Source organism: Coriobacteriia bacterium (assembly GCA_031292615.1).
Taxonomy (GTDB): Bacteria; Actinomycetota; Coriobacteriia; order Anaerosomatales; family JAAXUF01; genus JARLGT01.
Window position 1 is genome coordinate 1 of the sequence record JARLGT010000059.1, and the last position, 16,940, is coordinate 16,940.

Annotated in this window: 17 protein-coding genes; all 17 read left to right on the forward strand. The window is 63.0% G+C overall.

Features of this window, described 5'->3' with window-relative positions; genetic code table 11:
- The coding region (gene rplJ, locus P4L93_05355) for a 50S ribosomal protein L10 (GenBank protein ID MDR3686361.1) at positions 1 to 281 on the forward strand (281 nt) is incomplete at its 5' end.
- Between the two features lie 75 nt (positions 282 to 356).
- A complete protein-coding gene (gene rplL, locus P4L93_05360; protein ID MDR3686362.1) occupies positions 357 to 737 on the forward strand; it encodes a 50S ribosomal protein L7/L12 in 381 nt (126 codons plus the stop codon).
- A 205-nt stretch (positions 738 to 942) separates the two neighbouring features.
- Positions 943 to 4,473 (forward strand): DNA-directed RNA polymerase subunit beta, encoded by a 3,531-nt coding sequence (locus P4L93_05365; protein MDR3686363.1) that lies wholly within the window; start codon positions 943 to 945, stop codon positions 4,471 to 4,473.
- Positions 4,474 to 4,476: 3 nt separating this feature from the next.
- Entirely contained in the window at positions 4,477 to 8,742 is a 4,266-nt protein-coding gene (locus P4L93_05370) for a DNA-directed RNA polymerase subunit beta' (GenBank protein ID MDR3686364.1), read from the forward strand.
- 220 nt (positions 8,743 to 8,962) lie between these two features.
- Positions 8,963 to 9,337: a 30S ribosomal protein S12 gene (gene rpsL, locus P4L93_05375; protein MDR3686365.1), complete on the forward strand. Its 375-nt coding sequence runs from the start codon at positions 8,963 to 8,965 to the stop codon at positions 9,335 to 9,337.
- A 75-nt stretch (positions 9,338 to 9,412) separates the two neighbouring features.
- A complete protein-coding gene (gene rpsG / locus P4L93_05380) occupies positions 9,413 to 9,883 on the forward strand; it encodes a 30S ribosomal protein S7 (GenBank protein MDR3686366.1) in 471 nt (156 codons plus the stop codon).
- A 42-nt stretch (positions 9,884 to 9,925) separates the two neighbouring features.
- Positions 9,926 to 12,016, forward strand: a complete 2,091-nt coding sequence (fusA, locus tag P4L93_05385) for an elongation factor G (protein MDR3686367.1) — start codon at positions 9,926 to 9,928, stop codon at positions 12,014 to 12,016.
- Between the two features lie 66 nt (positions 12,017 to 12,082).
- Positions 12,083 to 12,391 (forward strand): 30S ribosomal protein S10, encoded by a 309-nt coding sequence (rpsJ, locus tag P4L93_05390; protein MDR3686368.1) that lies wholly within the window; start codon positions 12,083 to 12,085, stop codon positions 12,389 to 12,391.
- Positions 12,392 to 12,515: 124 nt separating this feature from the next.
- Positions 12,516 to 13,130, forward strand: a complete 615-nt coding sequence (gene rplC / locus P4L93_05395) for a 50S ribosomal protein L3 (GenBank protein ID MDR3686369.1) — start codon at positions 12,516 to 12,518, stop codon at positions 13,128 to 13,130.
- Between the two features lie 23 nt (positions 13,131 to 13,153).
- Positions 13,154 to 13,777 carry a 50S ribosomal protein L4 gene (gene rplD / locus P4L93_05400; protein ID MDR3686370.1) on the forward strand — a complete coding sequence of 208 codons (624 nt, stop codon included), beginning with the start codon at positions 13,154 to 13,156 and terminating at the stop codon, positions 13,775 to 13,777.
- Positions 13,777 to 14,064 carry a 50S ribosomal protein L23 gene (gene rplW / locus P4L93_05405; GenBank protein ID MDR3686371.1) on the forward strand — a complete coding sequence of 96 codons (288 nt, stop codon included), beginning with the start codon at positions 13,777 to 13,779 and terminating at the stop codon, positions 14,062 to 14,064. The genes rplD and rplW overlap by 1 nt, the downstream gene beginning before the upstream one ends.
- A gap of 152 nt (positions 14,065 to 14,216) precedes the next feature.
- Positions 14,217 to 15,047: a 50S ribosomal protein L2 gene (gene rplB / locus P4L93_05410; protein ID MDR3686372.1), complete on the forward strand. Its 831-nt coding sequence runs from the start codon at positions 14,217 to 14,219 to the stop codon at positions 15,045 to 15,047.
- Between the two features lie 18 nt (positions 15,048 to 15,065).
- The gene (gene rpsS / locus P4L93_05415) at positions 15,066 to 15,344 is read left to right on the forward strand and encodes a 30S ribosomal protein S19 (protein MDR3686373.1); all 279 of its coding nucleotides are present in this window, start codon (positions 15,066 to 15,068) and stop codon (positions 15,342 to 15,344) included.
- 5 nt (positions 15,345 to 15,349) lie between these two features.
- Positions 15,350 to 15,691 (forward strand): 50S ribosomal protein L22, encoded by a 342-nt coding sequence (gene rplV / locus P4L93_05420; GenBank protein ID MDR3686374.1) that lies wholly within the window; start codon positions 15,350 to 15,352, stop codon positions 15,689 to 15,691.
- Between the two features lie 7 nt (positions 15,692 to 15,698).
- Positions 15,699 to 16,391, forward strand: coding sequence for a 30S ribosomal protein S3 (gene rpsC / locus P4L93_05425; GenBank protein MDR3686375.1), 693 nt, complete (start codon positions 15,699 to 15,701; stop codon positions 16,389 to 16,391).
- Positions 16,392 to 16,396: 5 nt separating this feature from the next.
- A complete protein-coding gene (gene rplP / locus P4L93_05430; GenBank protein MDR3686376.1) occupies positions 16,397 to 16,822 on the forward strand; it encodes a 50S ribosomal protein L16 in 426 nt (141 codons plus the stop codon).
- The coding region (gene rpmC / locus P4L93_05435) for a 50S ribosomal protein L29 (GenBank protein ID MDR3686377.1) at positions 16,823 to 16,940 on the forward strand (118 nt) is incomplete at its 3' end. It lies immediately after the preceding gene.

The following is a 16,940-nucleotide window of genomic DNA, read 5'->3' on the forward strand; positions in this document are numbered from 1 at the left end:
TCTTCGGTGGTGAGGATCCCGTGGCCCCGGCCAAGGTCCTTACGCAGTTTGCGAAGGAGCACAAGGCCCTCGAGCTCAAGGGTGGGCTCGTTGAGAACCAGGTCGTTGACGCCGATAGCGTCAGGGCCATCGCGACGCTTCCGTCTCGCGAGGAGCTCATCGCCAAGCTGCTCGGCACGATGCTCAACCCGATCGTTGGCTTCGCTCGCGTCCTCAACGGCCCGACCGAAGCGTTCGCCCGCACCGTGCAAGCGGTTGCGGATCAGAAGGCCGCCGCATAACCCGGCACTCGTCAGTAGAGAATCTGCTCCTCGGCGAGGCCGTGGTGCAGGAAGTGAACAAGAAGGAGTCCCAGCATGTCTGCTCTTACGAATGAAGAGATTCTCGAGGCTATCAAGGTAAAGCCGGCGCTTGAGCTGGCCGAGCTCGTCAAGATGATGGAGGAGACGTTCGGCGTCTCCGCCGCCGCTCCCGTTGCTGTCGCCGCCGCCGGTGGCGCCGCTGAGGCCGCTCCGGCCGAGGAGCAGACCGCGTTCGACGTCGTCCTCGAGAGCTTCGGCGACAACAAGATCGCCGTCATCAAGGTCGTCCGCGAGCTCACCGGTCTTGGCCTGAAAGAGGCCAAGGACGTCGTCGAGGGTGCCCCCAAGGCCGTCCTCGAGGGTGCCGCGAAGGAGAAGGCCGACGAGGCCGCCGACAAGCTCAAGGAAGCCGGCGCCACCGTCGCCGTCAAGTAAGTTCGCTCCACCTGTTTTCGACTCGGTGGTACCTGCACCCGCAGGGACCACCGATGCACGAAGGCCGGGGCCAAGCATGGTCCCGGCCTTTCGTGCCGCTTGTCAGGCCGATAGATAGTCGTTGACACCCTCAGGGGTGTTGACTATCCTGTATTTTTGCGACTATTGTCGGCAGCTTCCCACCCTCAGAAGGAGGAATCGCCTGGTGCCACGCGGAGAAGGTTCCCCCGTCGTCAGCGCCGATCGGCGCGAGCGCCGTAGCTTCGCCAAGATCCCTGAGGTTCTCGAAGTCCCAAACCTGATTGCGCTTCAGCGCGATAGCTTCAAGTGGTTTCTAGAGGACGGTTTGAGCGAGACGTTTCACGACATCTCGCCTATCGAGGACTTCACCGGAACGCTCGCAGTCGAGTTCGGTGCTCATGAGTTCGGCGACCCCAAGTACTCCGTAGAGGAGTGCAAGGAAAAGGACATGTCCTACCAGGCGCCCCTCTTCGTAGAGGTGCGTTTTATCAACAAAGAGACCGGTGAGATCAAGGAGCAGCAGGTCTTTATGGGCGACTTCCCGCTCATGACAGATCGCGGCACCTTCGTCATCAACGGCACCGAGCGTGTTGTGGTCTCGCAGCTCGTCCGTTCTCCCGGCGTGTACTACGCCGAGGAGCTCGATAAGACGAGCGACAAGATCATCTACACCGCGAAGGTCATCCCGGCGCGTGGCGCATGGCTCGAACTTGAGACCGACCGCCGCGACGTCGTTTCGGTGCGCGTTGACCGCAAGCGCAAGCAGCCGGCCACCGTGCTGCTCAAGGCGCTCGGCCTCGCCGAGACCCGCGAAGAGATCCTCGAGTTGTTCGGCAACTCCGAGGCTATTCAGCGCACCCTCGAGCGCGACTTCACCGAGACGCGCGAAGAGGCGCTCATCGAGATCTACAAGCGCTTGCGTCCGGGCGAGCCCCCCACGGTCGAGTCCGCTCGTGCGCTGCTCGACGGCTTGTTCTTCAATCCGCAGCGCTACGACCTGGCCAAGGTTGGCCGCTACAAGGTCAATAAGAAGCTGGGCCTGAGCCTTCCTGACGAGCAGTCCACGCTGACGCCGGAAGACATCAAGGCTGCCATCGCCTATCTCGTGCAACTCTGGGAAGGCACTGGCGACGCCCACGTCGACGACATCGACCACTTCGGCAATCGCCGCATCCGATCGGTAGGCGAGCTGATTCAGAACCAGTTCAGGATCGGTCTTGCTCGCATGGAGCGCGTCGTGCGCGAGCGCATGACGACCCAGGATGTCGACGAGATCACGCCGCAGTCGCTCATCAACATCAGGCCGATCGTCGCCTCCATCAAGGAGTTCTTCGGTTCGAGCCAGCTCTCGCAGTTCATGGACCAGACCAACCCGGTCGCCGGTCTTACCCACAAGCGTCGCCTGTCGGCGCTGGGACCTGGCGGTCTTTCGCGTGAGCGTGCGGGCTTCGAAGTCCGCGACGTGCACCCGAGCCACTACGGCCGCATGTGCCCGATCGAGACGCCTGAAGGTCCGAACATCGGCCTGATCGGCTCGCTCGCCACGTTCGCCCGCATCAACCCGTACGGCTTCATCGAGACCCCGTATCGCGCGGTCACGAAGGGCAAGGTCACCGACGAGATCTTCTACCTCACCGCTGATGAGGAAGAGAAGCATGTCATCGCCCAGGCTAACGAGCCGTTCGACCCGAAGACCGGCAAGTTCGCCAACCCGAAGGTCCTCTGCCGAGTCATGAGCTCGAGCGGCGACTTCGGCGAGCCGGAAGAAAAGCTGCCCCTCGAGGTCGGCTACATGGACGTTTCCCCGCGCCAGATGGTGTCGGTGGCGACGGCTCTCATTCCGTTCCTCGAGCACGACGACGCAAACCGTGCCCTCATGGGCTCGAACATGCAGCGTCAGGCTGTCCCGTTGCTCAAGCCCTCGGCACCGCTGGTTGGTACCGGCATGGAGCACCGCGCCGCCGTCGATACCGGTGAGATCATCACGGCTCGTCGTTCGGGCGTCGTGGAGAGCGTCGACGCGCTGACCATCTCGGTTCGCGCCGAGGATGGCTCGCTGGACGAGTATCACCTGCCTAAGTTCATGCGCAGCAACCAGGGCACCTGCATCAACCACAAGCCCATCGTCGTCGAAGGTGACGTCGTGATGGGTCCCAAGGGCGACCGTGCCGGCGACGTACTTGCCGACGGTCCCTCGACCGAGCAGGGCGAGCTTGCCCTCGGTCAGAACCTCCTCGTCGCGTTCATGCCGTGGGAGGGCTACAACTACGAGGACGCGATCATCCTTTCCGAGCGCATCGTGAAGGAAGACCTTCTCACCTCGGTGCACATCGAGGAGTACGAGGTCGAGGCTCGCGATACCAAGCTCGGACCGGAAGAGATCACCCGCGAGATTCCTAACGTCGGCGAAGACGTCCTGGCCAACCGCGACGATGACGGCATCATCCGTATCGGCGCCGAGGTCTTCCCAGGCGACGTTCTCGTCGGCAAAGTCACGCCGAAGGGCGAGACCGAGCTCACTGCCGAAGAGCGCCTCTTGCGCGCCATCTTCGGTGAGAAGGCTCGCGAGGTCCGCGACACGTCACTCAAGGTGCCGCACGGCGAACAGGGTCGCGTCATCGCAGTCCGCAAGTTCTCGCGCGACGCCGGCGACGATCTGTCCCCGGGCGTCAACGAGCTCGTGCGCGTGTACGTGGCTCAGAAGCGCAAGATCCAAGAGGGCGACAAGCTCGCCGGCCGTCACGGAAACAAGGGTGTCATCTCCAAGATCCTCCCAATCGAGGACATGCCCTTCCTGGCCGACGGCACGCCGGTGGACGTCATCCTCAACCCGCTCGGCGTCCCGTCGCGAATGAACATCGGGCAGCTGCTCGAGACGCATCTCGGCTGGGCAGCTGGTGTGGGTTGGAACGACGACCCCAAGGCCAAGACCGCGGCGCAGGGTCCGATGCCGGTTGCAACGCCGGTGTTCGACGGTGCCCGCGAGTCCGAGATCTCGGACGTCATCGAAGCCGCGAATAAGAACCTCGTGCTCAAGCATGCCGAGCGCTATGGCAAGAAGACCCTCGATGCGATCGTGCCGAGCCTGTCTCGTACCGGCAAGACCGTCCTGACGGACGGCCGTACCGGCGAGCCGTTCCGCGAGCCGATCACCGTGGGCCAGATCTACATCCTGAAGCTTTTGCACCTGGTCGACGACAAGATCCACGCTCGTTCGACCGGTCCGTACTCGCTCATCACCCAGCAGCCGCTCGGTGGTAAGGCGCAGTTCGGCGGTCAGCGTTTCGGCGAGATGGAAGTCTGGGCGCTCTACGCCTACGGCGCGGCCTACGTGCTACAGGAGATCCTCACGATCAAGTCCGACGACATCCTCGGCCGCGTCAAAGCATACGAGGCCATCGTCAAGGGCGAGAACATCCCCGAGCCGGGCATCCCTGAGAGCTTCAAGGTTCTCGTCAAGGAGATGCAGAGCCTCTGCCTCGACGTCGAGATTCTCGGCGAGAGCGGCGAGGAGATCGAGCTGCGCGAAGAGGATGAGGACATCTTCAAGACCGCCGAGGAGCTCGGCCTGAACTTGGGCGTCGAGGACGAGGGCTCGCCGGAGATCGACACGGTCGACGCGCTCGAGCAGCTCCTTGAGAGTGATGTGTCTGCACTGGATCTGGGCGGGCTTACCGAAGTCGCTGCAGATCTTCCGACGGACGAGGAGGAGTAACTAGTGCTCGACGTCGATGTAAACAATTTCGATCGACTCCGCATCGGGCTTGCAAGCTCGGAGCAGATTCGTCAGTGGTCACGCGGCGAGGTCAAGAAGCCCGAGACCATCAACTACCGCACGCTCAAGCCTGAGAAGGACGGACTCTTCTGCGAGAAGATCTTTGGCCCGACCAAGGACTGGGAGTGCTACTGCGGCAAGTACAAGCGCGTGCGCTTCAAGGGCATCGTGTGCGAGCGCTGCGGCGTCGAGGTAACTCGCGCCAAAGTACGTCGTGACCGTATGGGCCACATCGAGCTCGCCGCGCCCGTCAGCCACATCTGGTACTTCAAGGGCGTTCCGTCGCGCATGGGTTACCTGCTCGACATCGCCCCCAAGGACCTCGAGAAGGTTCTCTACTTCGCGTCGTCGATCATCACCTCGGTCAACGAGGAGGATCGCGAGGCCGATCTCGCCATGCTCAAGGATGAGCTGACGGCCGACCTCGAGCAGCTCGACGCCGAGATGAAGGAAGAGCTCGAAGAGGTTGGCACCGAGCGTGACCGCCTCATCGCGGTCGCTCGCGGCGAAGCCGATCCCGAAGAGGGCGACGACGCCGACGACGAGACGCCGGCCGAGGATCGCGTCAAGAAGATCAACAAGGACGCCGAGCGTGACATCAAGGACATCGAGGAGGAGTACGCCGATCGCAAGGCGCTCTTCCAGGAGGCCTTCGACACCTTCGTGAAGCTGTCGGTCAAGACGCTGATCAACGACGAGACGCTCTATCGCGAGATGAAGCTGCGCTTCGGCGACTACTTCCGCGGTGGCATGGGTGCTGAGGCCGTCAAGGACCTTCTGGCCCAGCTCGACCTCGAGGCTCTCTCGGACGAGCTTCGCGTCATGATTCGCGACGGCAAGGGTCAGAAGCGCCAGAAGGCCATCAAGCGTCTGAAGGTCGTCGATGCCCTGAACAAGAGCAACAACCGTCCTGAGTGGATGATCCTGGACGCCGTACCGGTGATTCCGCCGGACCTGCGCCCGATGGTCCAGCTCGACGGTGGCCGCTTCGCCACGTCTGACCTCAACGACCTATATCGTCGCGTCATCAACCGGAACAACCGCCTCAAGCGGCTTCTGGACCTCGGCGCGCCCGAGATCATCGTCAACAACGAGAAGCGCATGCTTCAAGAGGCCGTCGACGCACTGTTCGACAACGGCCGTCGTGGTCGCCCCGTTACGGGCCCCGGCAACCGTCCCCTGAAGTCCATCTCGGACATGCTCAAGGGCAAGCAGGGCCGCTTCCGCCAGAACCTGCTGGGCAAGCGAGTCGACTACTCTGGCCGTTCGGTCATCGTCGTTGGTCCGGAGCTTCGCTTGCACCAGTGCGGTCTTCCCAAGAAGATGGCTCTGGAGCTGTTCAAGCCGTTCGTCATGAAGCGCCTGGTCGACCTCGACCACGCGCAGAACATCAAGAGCGCCAAGCGTATGGTCGACCGCTCGCGCGACGTGGTGTGGGACGTCCTCGAAGAGGTCATCCGGGAGCACCCCGTCATGCTTAACCGCGCGCCTACGCTGCACCGACTGGGCATCCAGGCCTTCGAGCCGATTCTGGTCGAGGGCAAGGCCATCCGCATCCACCCGCTCGTCTGCACGGCGTTTAACGCCGACTTCGACGGCGACCAGATGGCCGTCCACCTGCCGCTCTCCACTGAGGCGCAGGCCGAGGCCCGCATCCTGATGCTTTCGGCCAACAACGTGAAGTCGCCGGCGCACGGTCGTCCGCTGACCACGCCGACGCAGGACATGGTTATCGGTCTGTACTACCTGACGGCCGATCGTCCGAGTACGCCCGAAAGGCCCATCGAGGGCGAAGGCCGTTCGTTCTACAGCGCCGAGGAAGCCATTCTGGCCTACGACTCGCGTAGCGGTCTGGACCTTCAGGCCCAGGTGCACATTCGCCTGCTCAACGATACGGTCGTAGAGCTTTCGCCGAACGTCTTCGAAGAGAAGAAGGCTGGCGAGCGCATCGAGACGACCGTTGGTCGCATTACGTTCAACCGCGGTCTGCCGGACGACTACCCCTTCATCAACCACGAGGTTGACAAGAAGGGCATCGGCCGCATCGTTGAGGATTGCTCCGTCAAGTACTCCACTACTCGTATGGCCATGATCCTGGACGAACTCAAGCGCCTCGGATTCCACTACGCCACGCGCGCCGGAGTCACGGTGTCGGTATACGACGCCATCATCCCCAAGGAGAAGCCCGCGATTCTTGCCGCGGCCGACGAACTCGTCGCCAAGGTCGAGACGCAGTACGAGGACGGCCTCATCACGCGCGACGAGCGTCACCGCCAGATCGTCGAGATCTGGACGCGCGCCAACGAGGACGTCGGCGAGGCGATGGGCAAGAGCTTCGACAAGTTCAACCCTATCTACATGATGGCGTACTCAGGCGCCCGAGGTAACATCAAGCAGATCCGCCAGCTGGCTGGTATGCGAGGCCTCATGGCGAACCCGAAGGGCGACATCATCGACCGCCCGATCAAGGCGAACTTCCGCGAAGGCCTCACCGTTCTCGAGTACTTCATCTCGACGCACGGTGCCCGCAAGGGTCTCGCCGACACCGCGCTGCGTACGGCCGACTCGGGCTACTTGACCCGCCGCCTGGTCGACGTTGCTCAGGACGTCATCGTCCGCGAGCTGGACTGTGGTACCGACGAAGGCGTCGCATTCGCACTGGTCAAGGACGACGGCAACACCGACCACAACCTTGTTGGTCGCTGCCTGCTCGAGCCCGCGGTCAGCGCCGAGACGGGCGAGATCGTTTTGGAGGCCGGCGAGTACATCAGCTCCGACGCTGAGCTCGACGAGCTGCGCGAAAAGGGCGTCACGACCATCGTCGGTCGTACAGTCATGACCTGCCACGCAAAGCACGGTATCTGCCAGGCGTGCTACGGCTGGGATCTTGCCAGCAGCCGCCCCGTCGACATCGGCACCGCCGTGGGCATCATCGCCGCCCAGTCGATCGGCGAGCCTGGTACCCAGCTGACCATGCGTACGTTCCACACCGGTGGCGTCGCGGGTGAGGACATCACCCACGGCCTCCCGCGTGTCACGGAACTCTTCGAGGCCCGCAAGCCGAAGGGCCAGGCAGTCCTTGCCGAGGCCGCAGGCAAGCTGACCGTCACGAACGAGGACAAGACGCGCACGCTGACCATCACCGACGACGAAGGCGCCGAGAAGGTCTATACGGTTTCTCGCCGCGCCACGCTTCTCGCCGGTACCGTCGATGGCGCAACCGTTGAGCTCGGCCAGCAGCTCACCAAGGGTTCGGTGAACCCCCACGACCTGCTGCACCTCAAGGGCCCGAACGAGACGCTTCGCTACATCGTCGAGCAGGTACAGGACGTGTACCGTTCGCAGGGCGTCGACATCAACGACAAGCACATCGAAGTCATCAGCCGTCAGATGCTTCGCAAGGTCTCGGTCATGGAGCCTGGTGACACCGACTGGCTGCCTGGTCAGCTTGCCGACCGCCTCGTGTTCGCCGAGTCCAACGCGGCAGCCATCGCTTCAGGTGGCGAGCCCGCGAATGGCTCGCCCACGCTGCTGGGTATCACGAAGGCCTCGCTGGCCACGGACAGCTACCTGTCTGCTGCGTCCTTCCAGGAGACGACGCGCGTGCTAACCGACGCCGCTATCGCCGGCAAGGAAGACCACGTGCTCGGCCTGAAGGAGAACGTCATCATCGGTAAGCTCATCCCGGCAGCTACCGGCATGAAGCGCTACCGCAACGTGAAGCTCACCTACAAGGGCCAGCACATCGAGGCCGAGACGCCCGCCGAGGGTCCGCTGCCCGACTGGGCGCCCGAGGAGCTCAAGGAGATCGAAGCCTTGCTGCCGGTAGCACCGGAGCCGACTTCGCTGTCCGAGGCTGACTTCGAGAGCGCGTTCGCCGATCTGGATCTGGAAGAGGGCGACATCGACGTCTCTGCCTTCACGGGTATGACGTTCGACCCCAACGCCGAACTTCCGTCCGCCGAGGACGAGACCGTGATCGAGGAGATCGAGATGTCTCCGGCCGAGGAGCTTTCCGCTCTGACGCTGACCGACGTTGGCGTGTCGACCCGCTGGGTCAATAAGTTCGCCGAGGCCGGCATCGAGACCGTCGCTGACCTGCGCGGCAAGAGCGAAGACGACCTGCTGAGCCTGCCGGGCGTGGGGCAGAAGGCGGTTGAAGAGTTGAAGGAAGGCCTCGAGGCCAACGGCCTGGCGGTTCTCTCCTAGCGAGTGCTAGCAACGAGGCGCCCCCACCGAGCTTCTGGTGGGGGCGCCTATGTGTCTCGGCAGGGGGCTGAAACAGTAGATACGCCCGGACGCGTTGTGTTTGACACGCATCGGACGGATGTGTAGAGTGCCACCTTGTGACTTCATGCTTGGGAGATTAGCGCGAGGGCGCGTCGGCCCAAGAGGACGAGCACGATACGTTTAACGAAGGAGTGTAGCGTTGCCTACAATCAACCAGCTGGTCCGCAAGGGCCGCAAGCAGGCAGTCGAGAAGAGCAAGACGCCGGCTCTCAAGGGGAACCCGCAGAAGCGTGGTGTGTGTACCCGCGTGTACACCACCACCCCCAAGAAGCCGAACTCGGCGCTGCGTAAGGTCGCCCGCGTTCGTCTGACCAACGGTATGGAGGTCACCGCCTACATCCCGGGCATCGGCCACAACCTGCAGGAGCACAGCATCGTGCTCGTGCGTGGCGGCCGTGTTAAGGACCTCCCGGGTGTTCGCTACAAGATCATCCGTGCCGCGCTCGACTGCGCAGCAGTGAACAATCGCGCTCAGGCGCGCTCGCGCTACGGCGCCAAGAAGCCCAAGAAATAGCACTTGGATCAAGCTGACGGCCGAGACCGCCGCGGCTTATCCAGAGATTCAACCTGAGGGTAGAGGAGAACAGGTATGCCCAGGCGCGCAGCTGCTGTCAGGCGTGAAATCGCCCCCGACAGCGTTTACAACAACAGGCTCGTCACGCAGCTGATCAACAAGATCCTGCTGGACGGCAAGAAGTCGACCGCCGAGAACATCGTCTACGGCGCCTTCGACATCATCGAGCAGAAGACCGCCGCCGATCCGCTGGCCACCTTTAAGAAGGCCATGGACAACGTCCGTCCGACGCTTGAGGTTCGCCCGAAGCGTGTCGGTGGCGCGACGTACCAGGTCCCGGTCGAGGTCAACTCTCGCCGTTCGACCACGCTCGCCATCCGTTGGGTCGTCACCTTCTCGCGCAAGCGTCGTGAGAAGACGATGGCTGAGCGCCTTGCCGGCGAGATCATGGACGCCGCAAACGGAACCGGCTCCTCGGTCAAGCGCCGTGAGGACCTGTTCAAGATGGCCGAGTCCAACCGTGCCTTCTCGCACTACCGCTGGTAACACTGCTCTTATCCCGCTGACGAGATAGAGGTCACGAGCTTCATGGCTACTCAGCAGTACTCACTTCCTATGACCCGCAACATCGGGATCATGGCTCACATCGACGCCGGTAAGACCACGACGACCGAGCGCGTCCTGTATTACACAGGCAAGACGCACAAGATCGGCGAGGTCCATGACGGTGCTGCCACTATGGACTGGATGGTCCAGGAGCAGGAGCGCGGCATCACGATCACGTCTGCTGCGACGACTGCGTTCTGGCGCGACCATCGCATCCAGATCATCGACACGCCTGGCCACGTCGACTTCACGGTCGAGGTCGAGCGTTCGTTGCGCGTTCTGGACGGCGCCGTCATGGTTCTGTGCGCCGTCGGTGGCGTCGAGCCGCAGTCCGAGACGGTCTGGCGACAGGCTGACACCTACGGTGTCCCGCGTATCGCCTACATCAACAAGATGGACCGCTCGGGCGCCGACTTCTACAACGTCATCGACATGATGAAGACACGTCTCGGCACTCGTGCCGTGCCGATTCAGCTCCCAATCGGCGCCGAGGACACGTTCCACGGCATCATTGACCTCATCGAGATGCACGCCATCTTCTTCAACGAGGACGACAAGGGCATCAACCCCACCGAAGGTCCGATCCCCGCCGAGCTCGTCGAAGAGGCCGAGATGTACCGCCACGACATGATCGAGGCGGCCTCGGAGTCTGACGACGCGCTGATGATGAAGTTCCTCGAAGAAGAGGAGATCACGGCTGACGAGATCAAGGCCGCAATTCGCGCCGCCTGTATCGGCAACACGATGACTCCGGTCGTCTGCGGCGCCTCGTTCAAGAACAAGGGCGTACAGCCGCTTCTCGACGCGGTCGTCGACTTCCTTCCGTCGCCGCTCGACATCCCAGCCATGAGGGGTACCGACCTCAAGACCGATCTCGAGGTCGCTCGTCCCGCCGACGTCAAGGCGCCGTTTGCGGCCCTTGCGTTCAAGGTCATGACCGACCCGTTCGTCGGCAAGCTCACCTACTTCCGCGTCTACTCCGGCCAGCTTGATTCGGGTTCGTACGTGCTGAACTCGACCAAGGGCCACAAGGAGCGCATCGGTCGTCTGTTGCAGATGCACGCGAACCACCGCGAGGACATCGACGTGGCTCGTGCCGGCGACATCGTCGCTGCCGTCGGCCTCAAGAACACCACCACAGGTGACACGCTCAGCTCCGAGGACGCTCCGGTGCTCCTCGAGTCGATGGTGTTCCCGGATCCGGTCATCGACATCGCGATCGAGCCGAAGACCAAGGCCGAGCAGGACAAGCTCGGCGGCGCGCTCGCCAAGCTCGCCGAGGAAGACCCGACCTTCCGCGTGCGCACCGACACCGACACCGGCCAGACGATCATCGCCGGGATGGGCGAGCTCCACCTCGAGGTCATCGTCGACCGCCTGCTGCGCGAGTTCAAGGTCGAGGCCAACGTCGGCAAGCCGCAGGTCGCTTACCGCGAGACTGCTGGCCGCGAGACCAATCACGTCGACATGAAGTTCGCTCGCCAGTCCGGTGGTCGCGGCCAGTACGGCCACGTCGTCATCAACCTGCTCCCGCAGGAGCCGGGTGCTGGTTACGTCTTCGAGAACAAGACCACCGGTGGATCCATCCCCAAGGAGTACATCCCGTCGGTCGACAAGGGCATCCAGGAGTCGCTAGGCTCTGGCGTTCTGGCCGGCTTCCCGGTCGTCGACATCAAGGTTCAGCTCATCGACGGCAGCTACCACGAGGTCGACTCCTCGGAGATGGCGTTCAAGATCGCCGGTTCGATGGCGATCAAGGAGGCCCTGCGCAAGAGTTCGCCGGTGCTCCTCGAGCCGATGATGGCCGTCGAGGTCGTCACCCCCGAGGACTTCATGGGCGACGTCATCGGCGACCTGAACCGTCGTCGTGGCCACATGGAGAGCATGGAGCCCCGCGGCAACGCACAGGTAGTGCGCGCCAAGGTGCCGCTGTCCGAGATGTTCGGTTACTCCACCGACCTTCGCAGCAAGACACAAGGTCGAGCGGTATACAGCATGCAGTTCAAGGCGTACGAGCAGGTACCGAAGTCGGTAGCTGAAGAGATCGTAAGCAAGTCCGGCGGAAACGCTTAATCCAGGCACTCGACGGAATCCCGCGCCGAAACGGCTCCGGGACCCGCACTTACGGAGGGTAGAGAGTTGGCGAACCAGAAGATCAGGATCCGCCTCAAGGGCTACGACCACGAGATTGTGGATCAGTCCACGAAGCTGATCGTGGAAACCGCTCAGAAGACGGGCGCTAAGGTATCGGGACCCATCCCGCTGCCGACCGACCGTAGCCTGTACTGCGTGATCCGCTCGCCGCACGTGAACAAGGACAGCCGCGAGCAGTTCGAGATGAAGACGCACAAGCGCCTCATCGACATTCTCGAGCCCACGCCCAAGACCGTCGACTCGCTCATGCGACTCGACCTTCCGGCCGGCGTCGACATCGAGATCAAGCTCTAAGTTCTGGTAGAATCGTCGGTCGCTGCCCGAAAGGGTTCGTCGGCGCACAAGGCGCGGTCCGCTGGGGATGCGATGCGAGGGCATCACACAGGTCCCATGACCGCACGAGGTAAGGACGTAACAGATGGTCACCACGATACTTGGCCGAAAGCTGGGCATGACCCAGGTCTGGAGTGAAGATGACAAGCTTCTGCCTGTCACCGTCATCGAGGCTGGCCCCTGCGTCGTCACGCAGGTAAAGACCGAGAAGCGCGACGGCTATCGTGCCGTGCAGATCGGATTTGGCGACGCCAAGAAGGTCAACAAGCCGATGCAGGGCCACTTCGACAAGGCTCGCGTTGAGGCCAAGAAGTACCTGACCGAGATCCGTCTCGGCGAGGGCGACAACTTCAAGGTTGGCGAGAAGATCACGGTGGACGCGCTGGCTGACGTCAAGGCGGTTCACGTGACTGGCACAAGCAAGGGTAAGGGCTTTGCCGGCGTCATGAAGCGTCACAACTTCAAGGGTGGTCCCGGTGGACACGGTTCGCACTTCCACCGCGCACCTGGTTCGGTCGGTCAGTGCGCCACGCCTTCGCGCGTGTTCAAGGGCCTGAAGCTCCCGGGGCACATGGGCTCCGAGACCGTCACGGTCAAGAACCTCGAGGTCGTCAAGATCGACTCCGAGCAGAACCTGCTTATCGTCAAGGGTGCCGTCCCCGGTGGTAAGGGCGCTCTACTTACCATCCGCATGGCGTAGCGGACACCGAAGGAGACACTGAGATGCCCAAGATTGATATCAAAGACACTGCCGGCAAGAAGGTCGGTAGCACCGACCTCGCCGACGGCGTCTTCGGCATAGAGCCGAACACGTTCGCAGTACATCAGGTGGTGCGCAGCCAGCAGGCCGCGCGTCGCGCCGGTACGCACAACACGCTGACTCGCGGCAAGGTCTCTGGCGGCGGCAAGAAGCCGTGGCGCCAGAAGGGTACGGGCCGCGCCCGTCAGGGCTCGACCCGCTCCCCGCAGTGGGCAGGCGGCGGCGTGGTCTTCGGACCGCATCCCCGCAGCTACGGCTTCAAGGTTCAGAACAAGGTCGTCAAACTCGCGATGCGCTCGGCTCTCTCGGCCAAGCTCGCGGACGAGGCGCTGTACGTTGTCGACGGATTCTCGTTCGAGACTCCCTCGGCCAAGCAGGCTGCCGAGATCCTCAAGACGCTCGGCATCACCGGTCGCGTGACCATCGTCGTTCCCGACGACGACATCAACGCGATGCTCTCGTTCCGCAATCTCGCCAAGGTGCGCGTGATCGCGGCTTCCGAGGCCAACACGTACGACCTGGTTGACAACACCGCCGTGCTGTTCGCCAAGCCGGCTCTTACGTGGCTTGAGGGGGTGCTGTCCTAATGTACGATCCTCGCGACATCATCCTGCGCCCGGTCATCTCGGAGAAGTCCTACGACATGATCGAGCACAACCGCTACACCTTCGAGGTGGCCAAGACCGCCACGAAGCCCCAGATCGCTGACGCAGTCTCCGAGATCTTCGGTGTGACCGTGACCAGCGTTAACACCATGAACGTGAAAGGCAAGCCGCGCCGTGTGCGGGTTGCCAAGGGTAAGACGCGCGACTGGAAGAAGGCCATTGTCGCTCTCAAAGAGGGCGATTCGATCGAGTTCTTCCAGGCCCACTAGTAAGGGTCTCGCACAACGAGGCTGACGGGTGTCGGCACGCGGCTCGCTATGGAGCCGCCCGGCACCGTGGTAGTCCGGAGTCGTAGTCGCTCGGCGGGTATGGAGCCCACCAGTCCCAGGCGACAAGCGGCAATCGGACGGAAGGAGATGAGATGGGACTCAAGCAGTACAAGCCGACCTCCCCTGGTCGCCGTTTCCAGACGGTGTCCGACTTCGCGGAGATCACCAGCACAACTCCGGAGAAGTCACTCCTGGAGCCGCTGCCCCAGAAGGGTGGCCGCAACAACAACGGGCGCATCACTACGCGTCACCAGGGCGGCGGCCACAAGCGTCGCTACCGCGTTATCGACTTCAAGCGCACCAAGGACGGCGTGCCGGCCAAGGTCGCGACGATCGAGTACGACCCGAACCGCTCGGCGCGCATCGCTCTGTTGCACTACGCCGACGGCGAGAAGCGCTACATCCTGGCACCGAAGGGCCTCACGGTTGGCGACAAGATCACCAGCGGTCCTGGCTCGGATATCCGCCCCGGCAACACGCTGGCGCTGTCCGATATTCCCGTCGGTACCGTCGTGCACGCCGTTGAGCTCCAGCCCGGCCGTGGTGCGGCTCTGGCTCGCTCGGCGGGAACGTCCATCCAGCTGATGGGCAAGGAGTCCGACTACGCGATCCTGCGTATGCCGTCCTCCGAGATGCGTCGCGTACTGGTTACCTGCCGAGCCACCATCGGTGAGGTCGGCAACTCGGATCACGGCAACATCAAGATCGGCAAGGCCGGTCGTGCTCGCTGGATGGGCAAGCGCCCGACCGTGCGTGGTACGGCCATGAACCCGGTCGACCACCCGCATGGTGGTGGCGAGGGCAAGAACAAGTCCGCCGGTCGTCACCCGGTTACTCCGTGGGGCGTTCCGACCAAGGGCCATCGCACGCGTAGCAAGAAGAACGCGTCGAGCCGCCTCATCATCCGTCGCCGCAAGAAGTAGTAGGGAGCTGATACGACAGTGAGCAGAAGCCTGAAGAAGGGCCCGTTCGTGCAGCCTCGACTCCTCGAGCGCATTCACACGATGAACGAGGCCGGCGAGAAGAAGGTCATCAAGACCTGGTCGCGCAGCTCGACCATCTTCCCGGAGATGGTCGGTCACACGATCGGCGTTCACGACGGCCGCAAGCATGTCCCGGTGTACGTGACCGAGTCGATGGTTGGCCACAAGCTCGGCGAGTTCTCGCCGACGCGCACGTTCCGCGGTCACAAGGCCTCGGACAAGAAAGCCAAGAGGTAGAGCACATGGAAGCGAAGGCAGTTGCACGCTACGTGCGGGTAGCCCCGCGCAAGGCCCGACTGGTGGTCGATCTCATCCGCGGCAAGTCCATCGATGACGCCCGCGCGATCCTGAGGTTCTCGCCTCGCGCTGCGGCAGAAGTCGTCGAGAAGGTGCTGAACAGTGCCGTGGCTAACGCCGAGCGCAACCTGCACCTGAAGTCGGATGACCTGATAGTCGGCTCGACGTTCGTAGACGAGGGTCCGACCCTCAAGCGCATTCAGCCCCGCGCCATGGGCCGTGCGTTCCGGATTAACAAGCGTACGAGCCACATCACGGTGGTCGTCACTCAGCGAGAGGGGGCGTAGGAGCCGCATGGGACAGAAAGTAATGCCGATCGGCCTGCGTCTGGGTATCACGGAGAACTGGCGCTCGCGCTGGTACGCCGGTAAGGATTACCCGCAGGTACTGGCGAACGATCTGAAGATCCGCGCGTTTCTCGGCAAGCGCCTCAAGCGCGCTGCGCTGAGCAAGATCACCATCGAGCGCAAGGGTGACAAGACCGTCGTCGAGCTCTGGACGGCCCGCCCGGGCATCGTCATCGGCAAGAAGGGCGCCGAGGTCGACGTTCTGCGCAAGGAGCTCGAGAAGATCACCGGCGGCTCGGTTGCCGTCAACATCATCGAGATCAAGCGCCCCGAGCTTGACGCCGTTCTGATCGCTCAGAGCGTCGCCGAGCAGCTCGAAGGCCGCGTCGCGTTCCGTCGCGCTATGCGCAAGGCGGTTGCCTCGGCGGTCAAGAGCGGTGCCCTCGGTATCAGGATTCAGTGCTCCGGTCGCCTCGGCGGCGCGGAGATGGGTCGCCGCGAGTGGTATCGCGAGGGCCGCGTTCCGCTGCACACACTGCGAGCCAAGATCGACTACGGCACCGCCACCGCCCGCACGACCATGGGCGCCATCGGCGTCAAGGTGTGGGTCTATCACGGTGAAGTTCTACCCGGTCAGGAACCCCCGCAGCCCGCACTCGAAGGCGCTCGCTCGGGTCGTCCCCGCCGTGAAGGGAGATAGCACAGATGCTTTTGCCGAAGCGCGTTAAGCACCGCAAGGTGCAGCGTGGCTCCCGCAAGGGATCTGCGAAGGGCGGAACCAAGGTCACTTTCGGCGAGTACGGGCTCAAGGCACTCGAGCCGGCGTGGATTACCAACCGCCAGATCGAAGCCGCTCGTATCGCAATGACTCGTTACATGAAGCGTGGCGGTAAGGTCTGGATCGACATCTTCCCGGACAAGCCCATCACGCAGAAGCCGGCCGAGACCCGCATGGGTTCCGGCAAGGGTAATCCCGAGAAGTGGGTCGCGGTCGTCAAGCCCGGCCGCATCATGTTCGAGATTGCCGGTGTGCCGGAGGACGTGGCCAAAGAGGCCATGCGTCTCGCGGCCCACAAGTTGCCCATCAAGACCAAGTTCGTGACCCGTGCCGAGTCCGGCGGGGAGGCGTAGATGAAGAACACAGAAATCAGAGAGTTCGAAGACACGGACCTTTTGCAGAAGCTGAAGGACGCCCGTGCCGAGCTGTTCAACCTGCGTTTCCAGCTTGCCACCGGCCAGCTGGACAACA

Bases quoted from the DNA above. Each gene is read 5' to 3' on its own strand.
- fusA (MDR3686367.1), top strand. From the start codon at position 9,926: ATGGCTACTCAGCAGTACTCACTTCCTATGACCCGCAACATCGGGATC.
- rplD (MDR3686370.1), top strand. From the start codon at position 13,154: ATGCCCAAGATTGATATCAAAGACACTGCCGGCAAGAAGGTCGGTAGC.
- rplV (MDR3686374.1), top strand. From the start codon at position 15,350: ATGGAAGCGAAGGCAGTTGCACGCTACGTGCGGGTAGCCCCGCGCAAG.
- rplB (MDR3686372.1), top strand. From the start codon at position 14,217: ATGGGACTCAAGCAGTACAAGCCGACCTCCCCTGGTCGCCGTTTCCAG.
- rplC (MDR3686369.1), top strand. From the start codon at position 12,516: ATGGTCACCACGATACTTGGCCGAAAGCTGGGCATGACCCAGGTCTGG.
- rplP (MDR3686376.1), top strand. From the start codon at position 16,397: ATGCTTTTGCCGAAGCGCGTTAAGCACCGCAAGGTGCAGCGTGGCTCC.
- rplL (MDR3686362.1), top strand. From the start codon at position 357: ATGTCTGCTCTTACGAATGAAGAGATTCTCGAGGCTATCAAGGTAAAG.
- rpsG (MDR3686366.1), top strand. From the start codon at position 9,413: ATGCCCAGGCGCGCAGCTGCTGTCAGGCGTGAAATCGCCCCCGACAGC.
- rpsC (MDR3686375.1), top strand. From the start codon at position 15,699: ATGGGACAGAAAGTAATGCCGATCGGCCTGCGTCTGGGTATCACGGAG.
- rplW (MDR3686371.1), top strand. From the start codon at position 13,777: ATGTACGATCCTCGCGACATCATCCTGCGCCCGGTCATCTCGGAGAAG.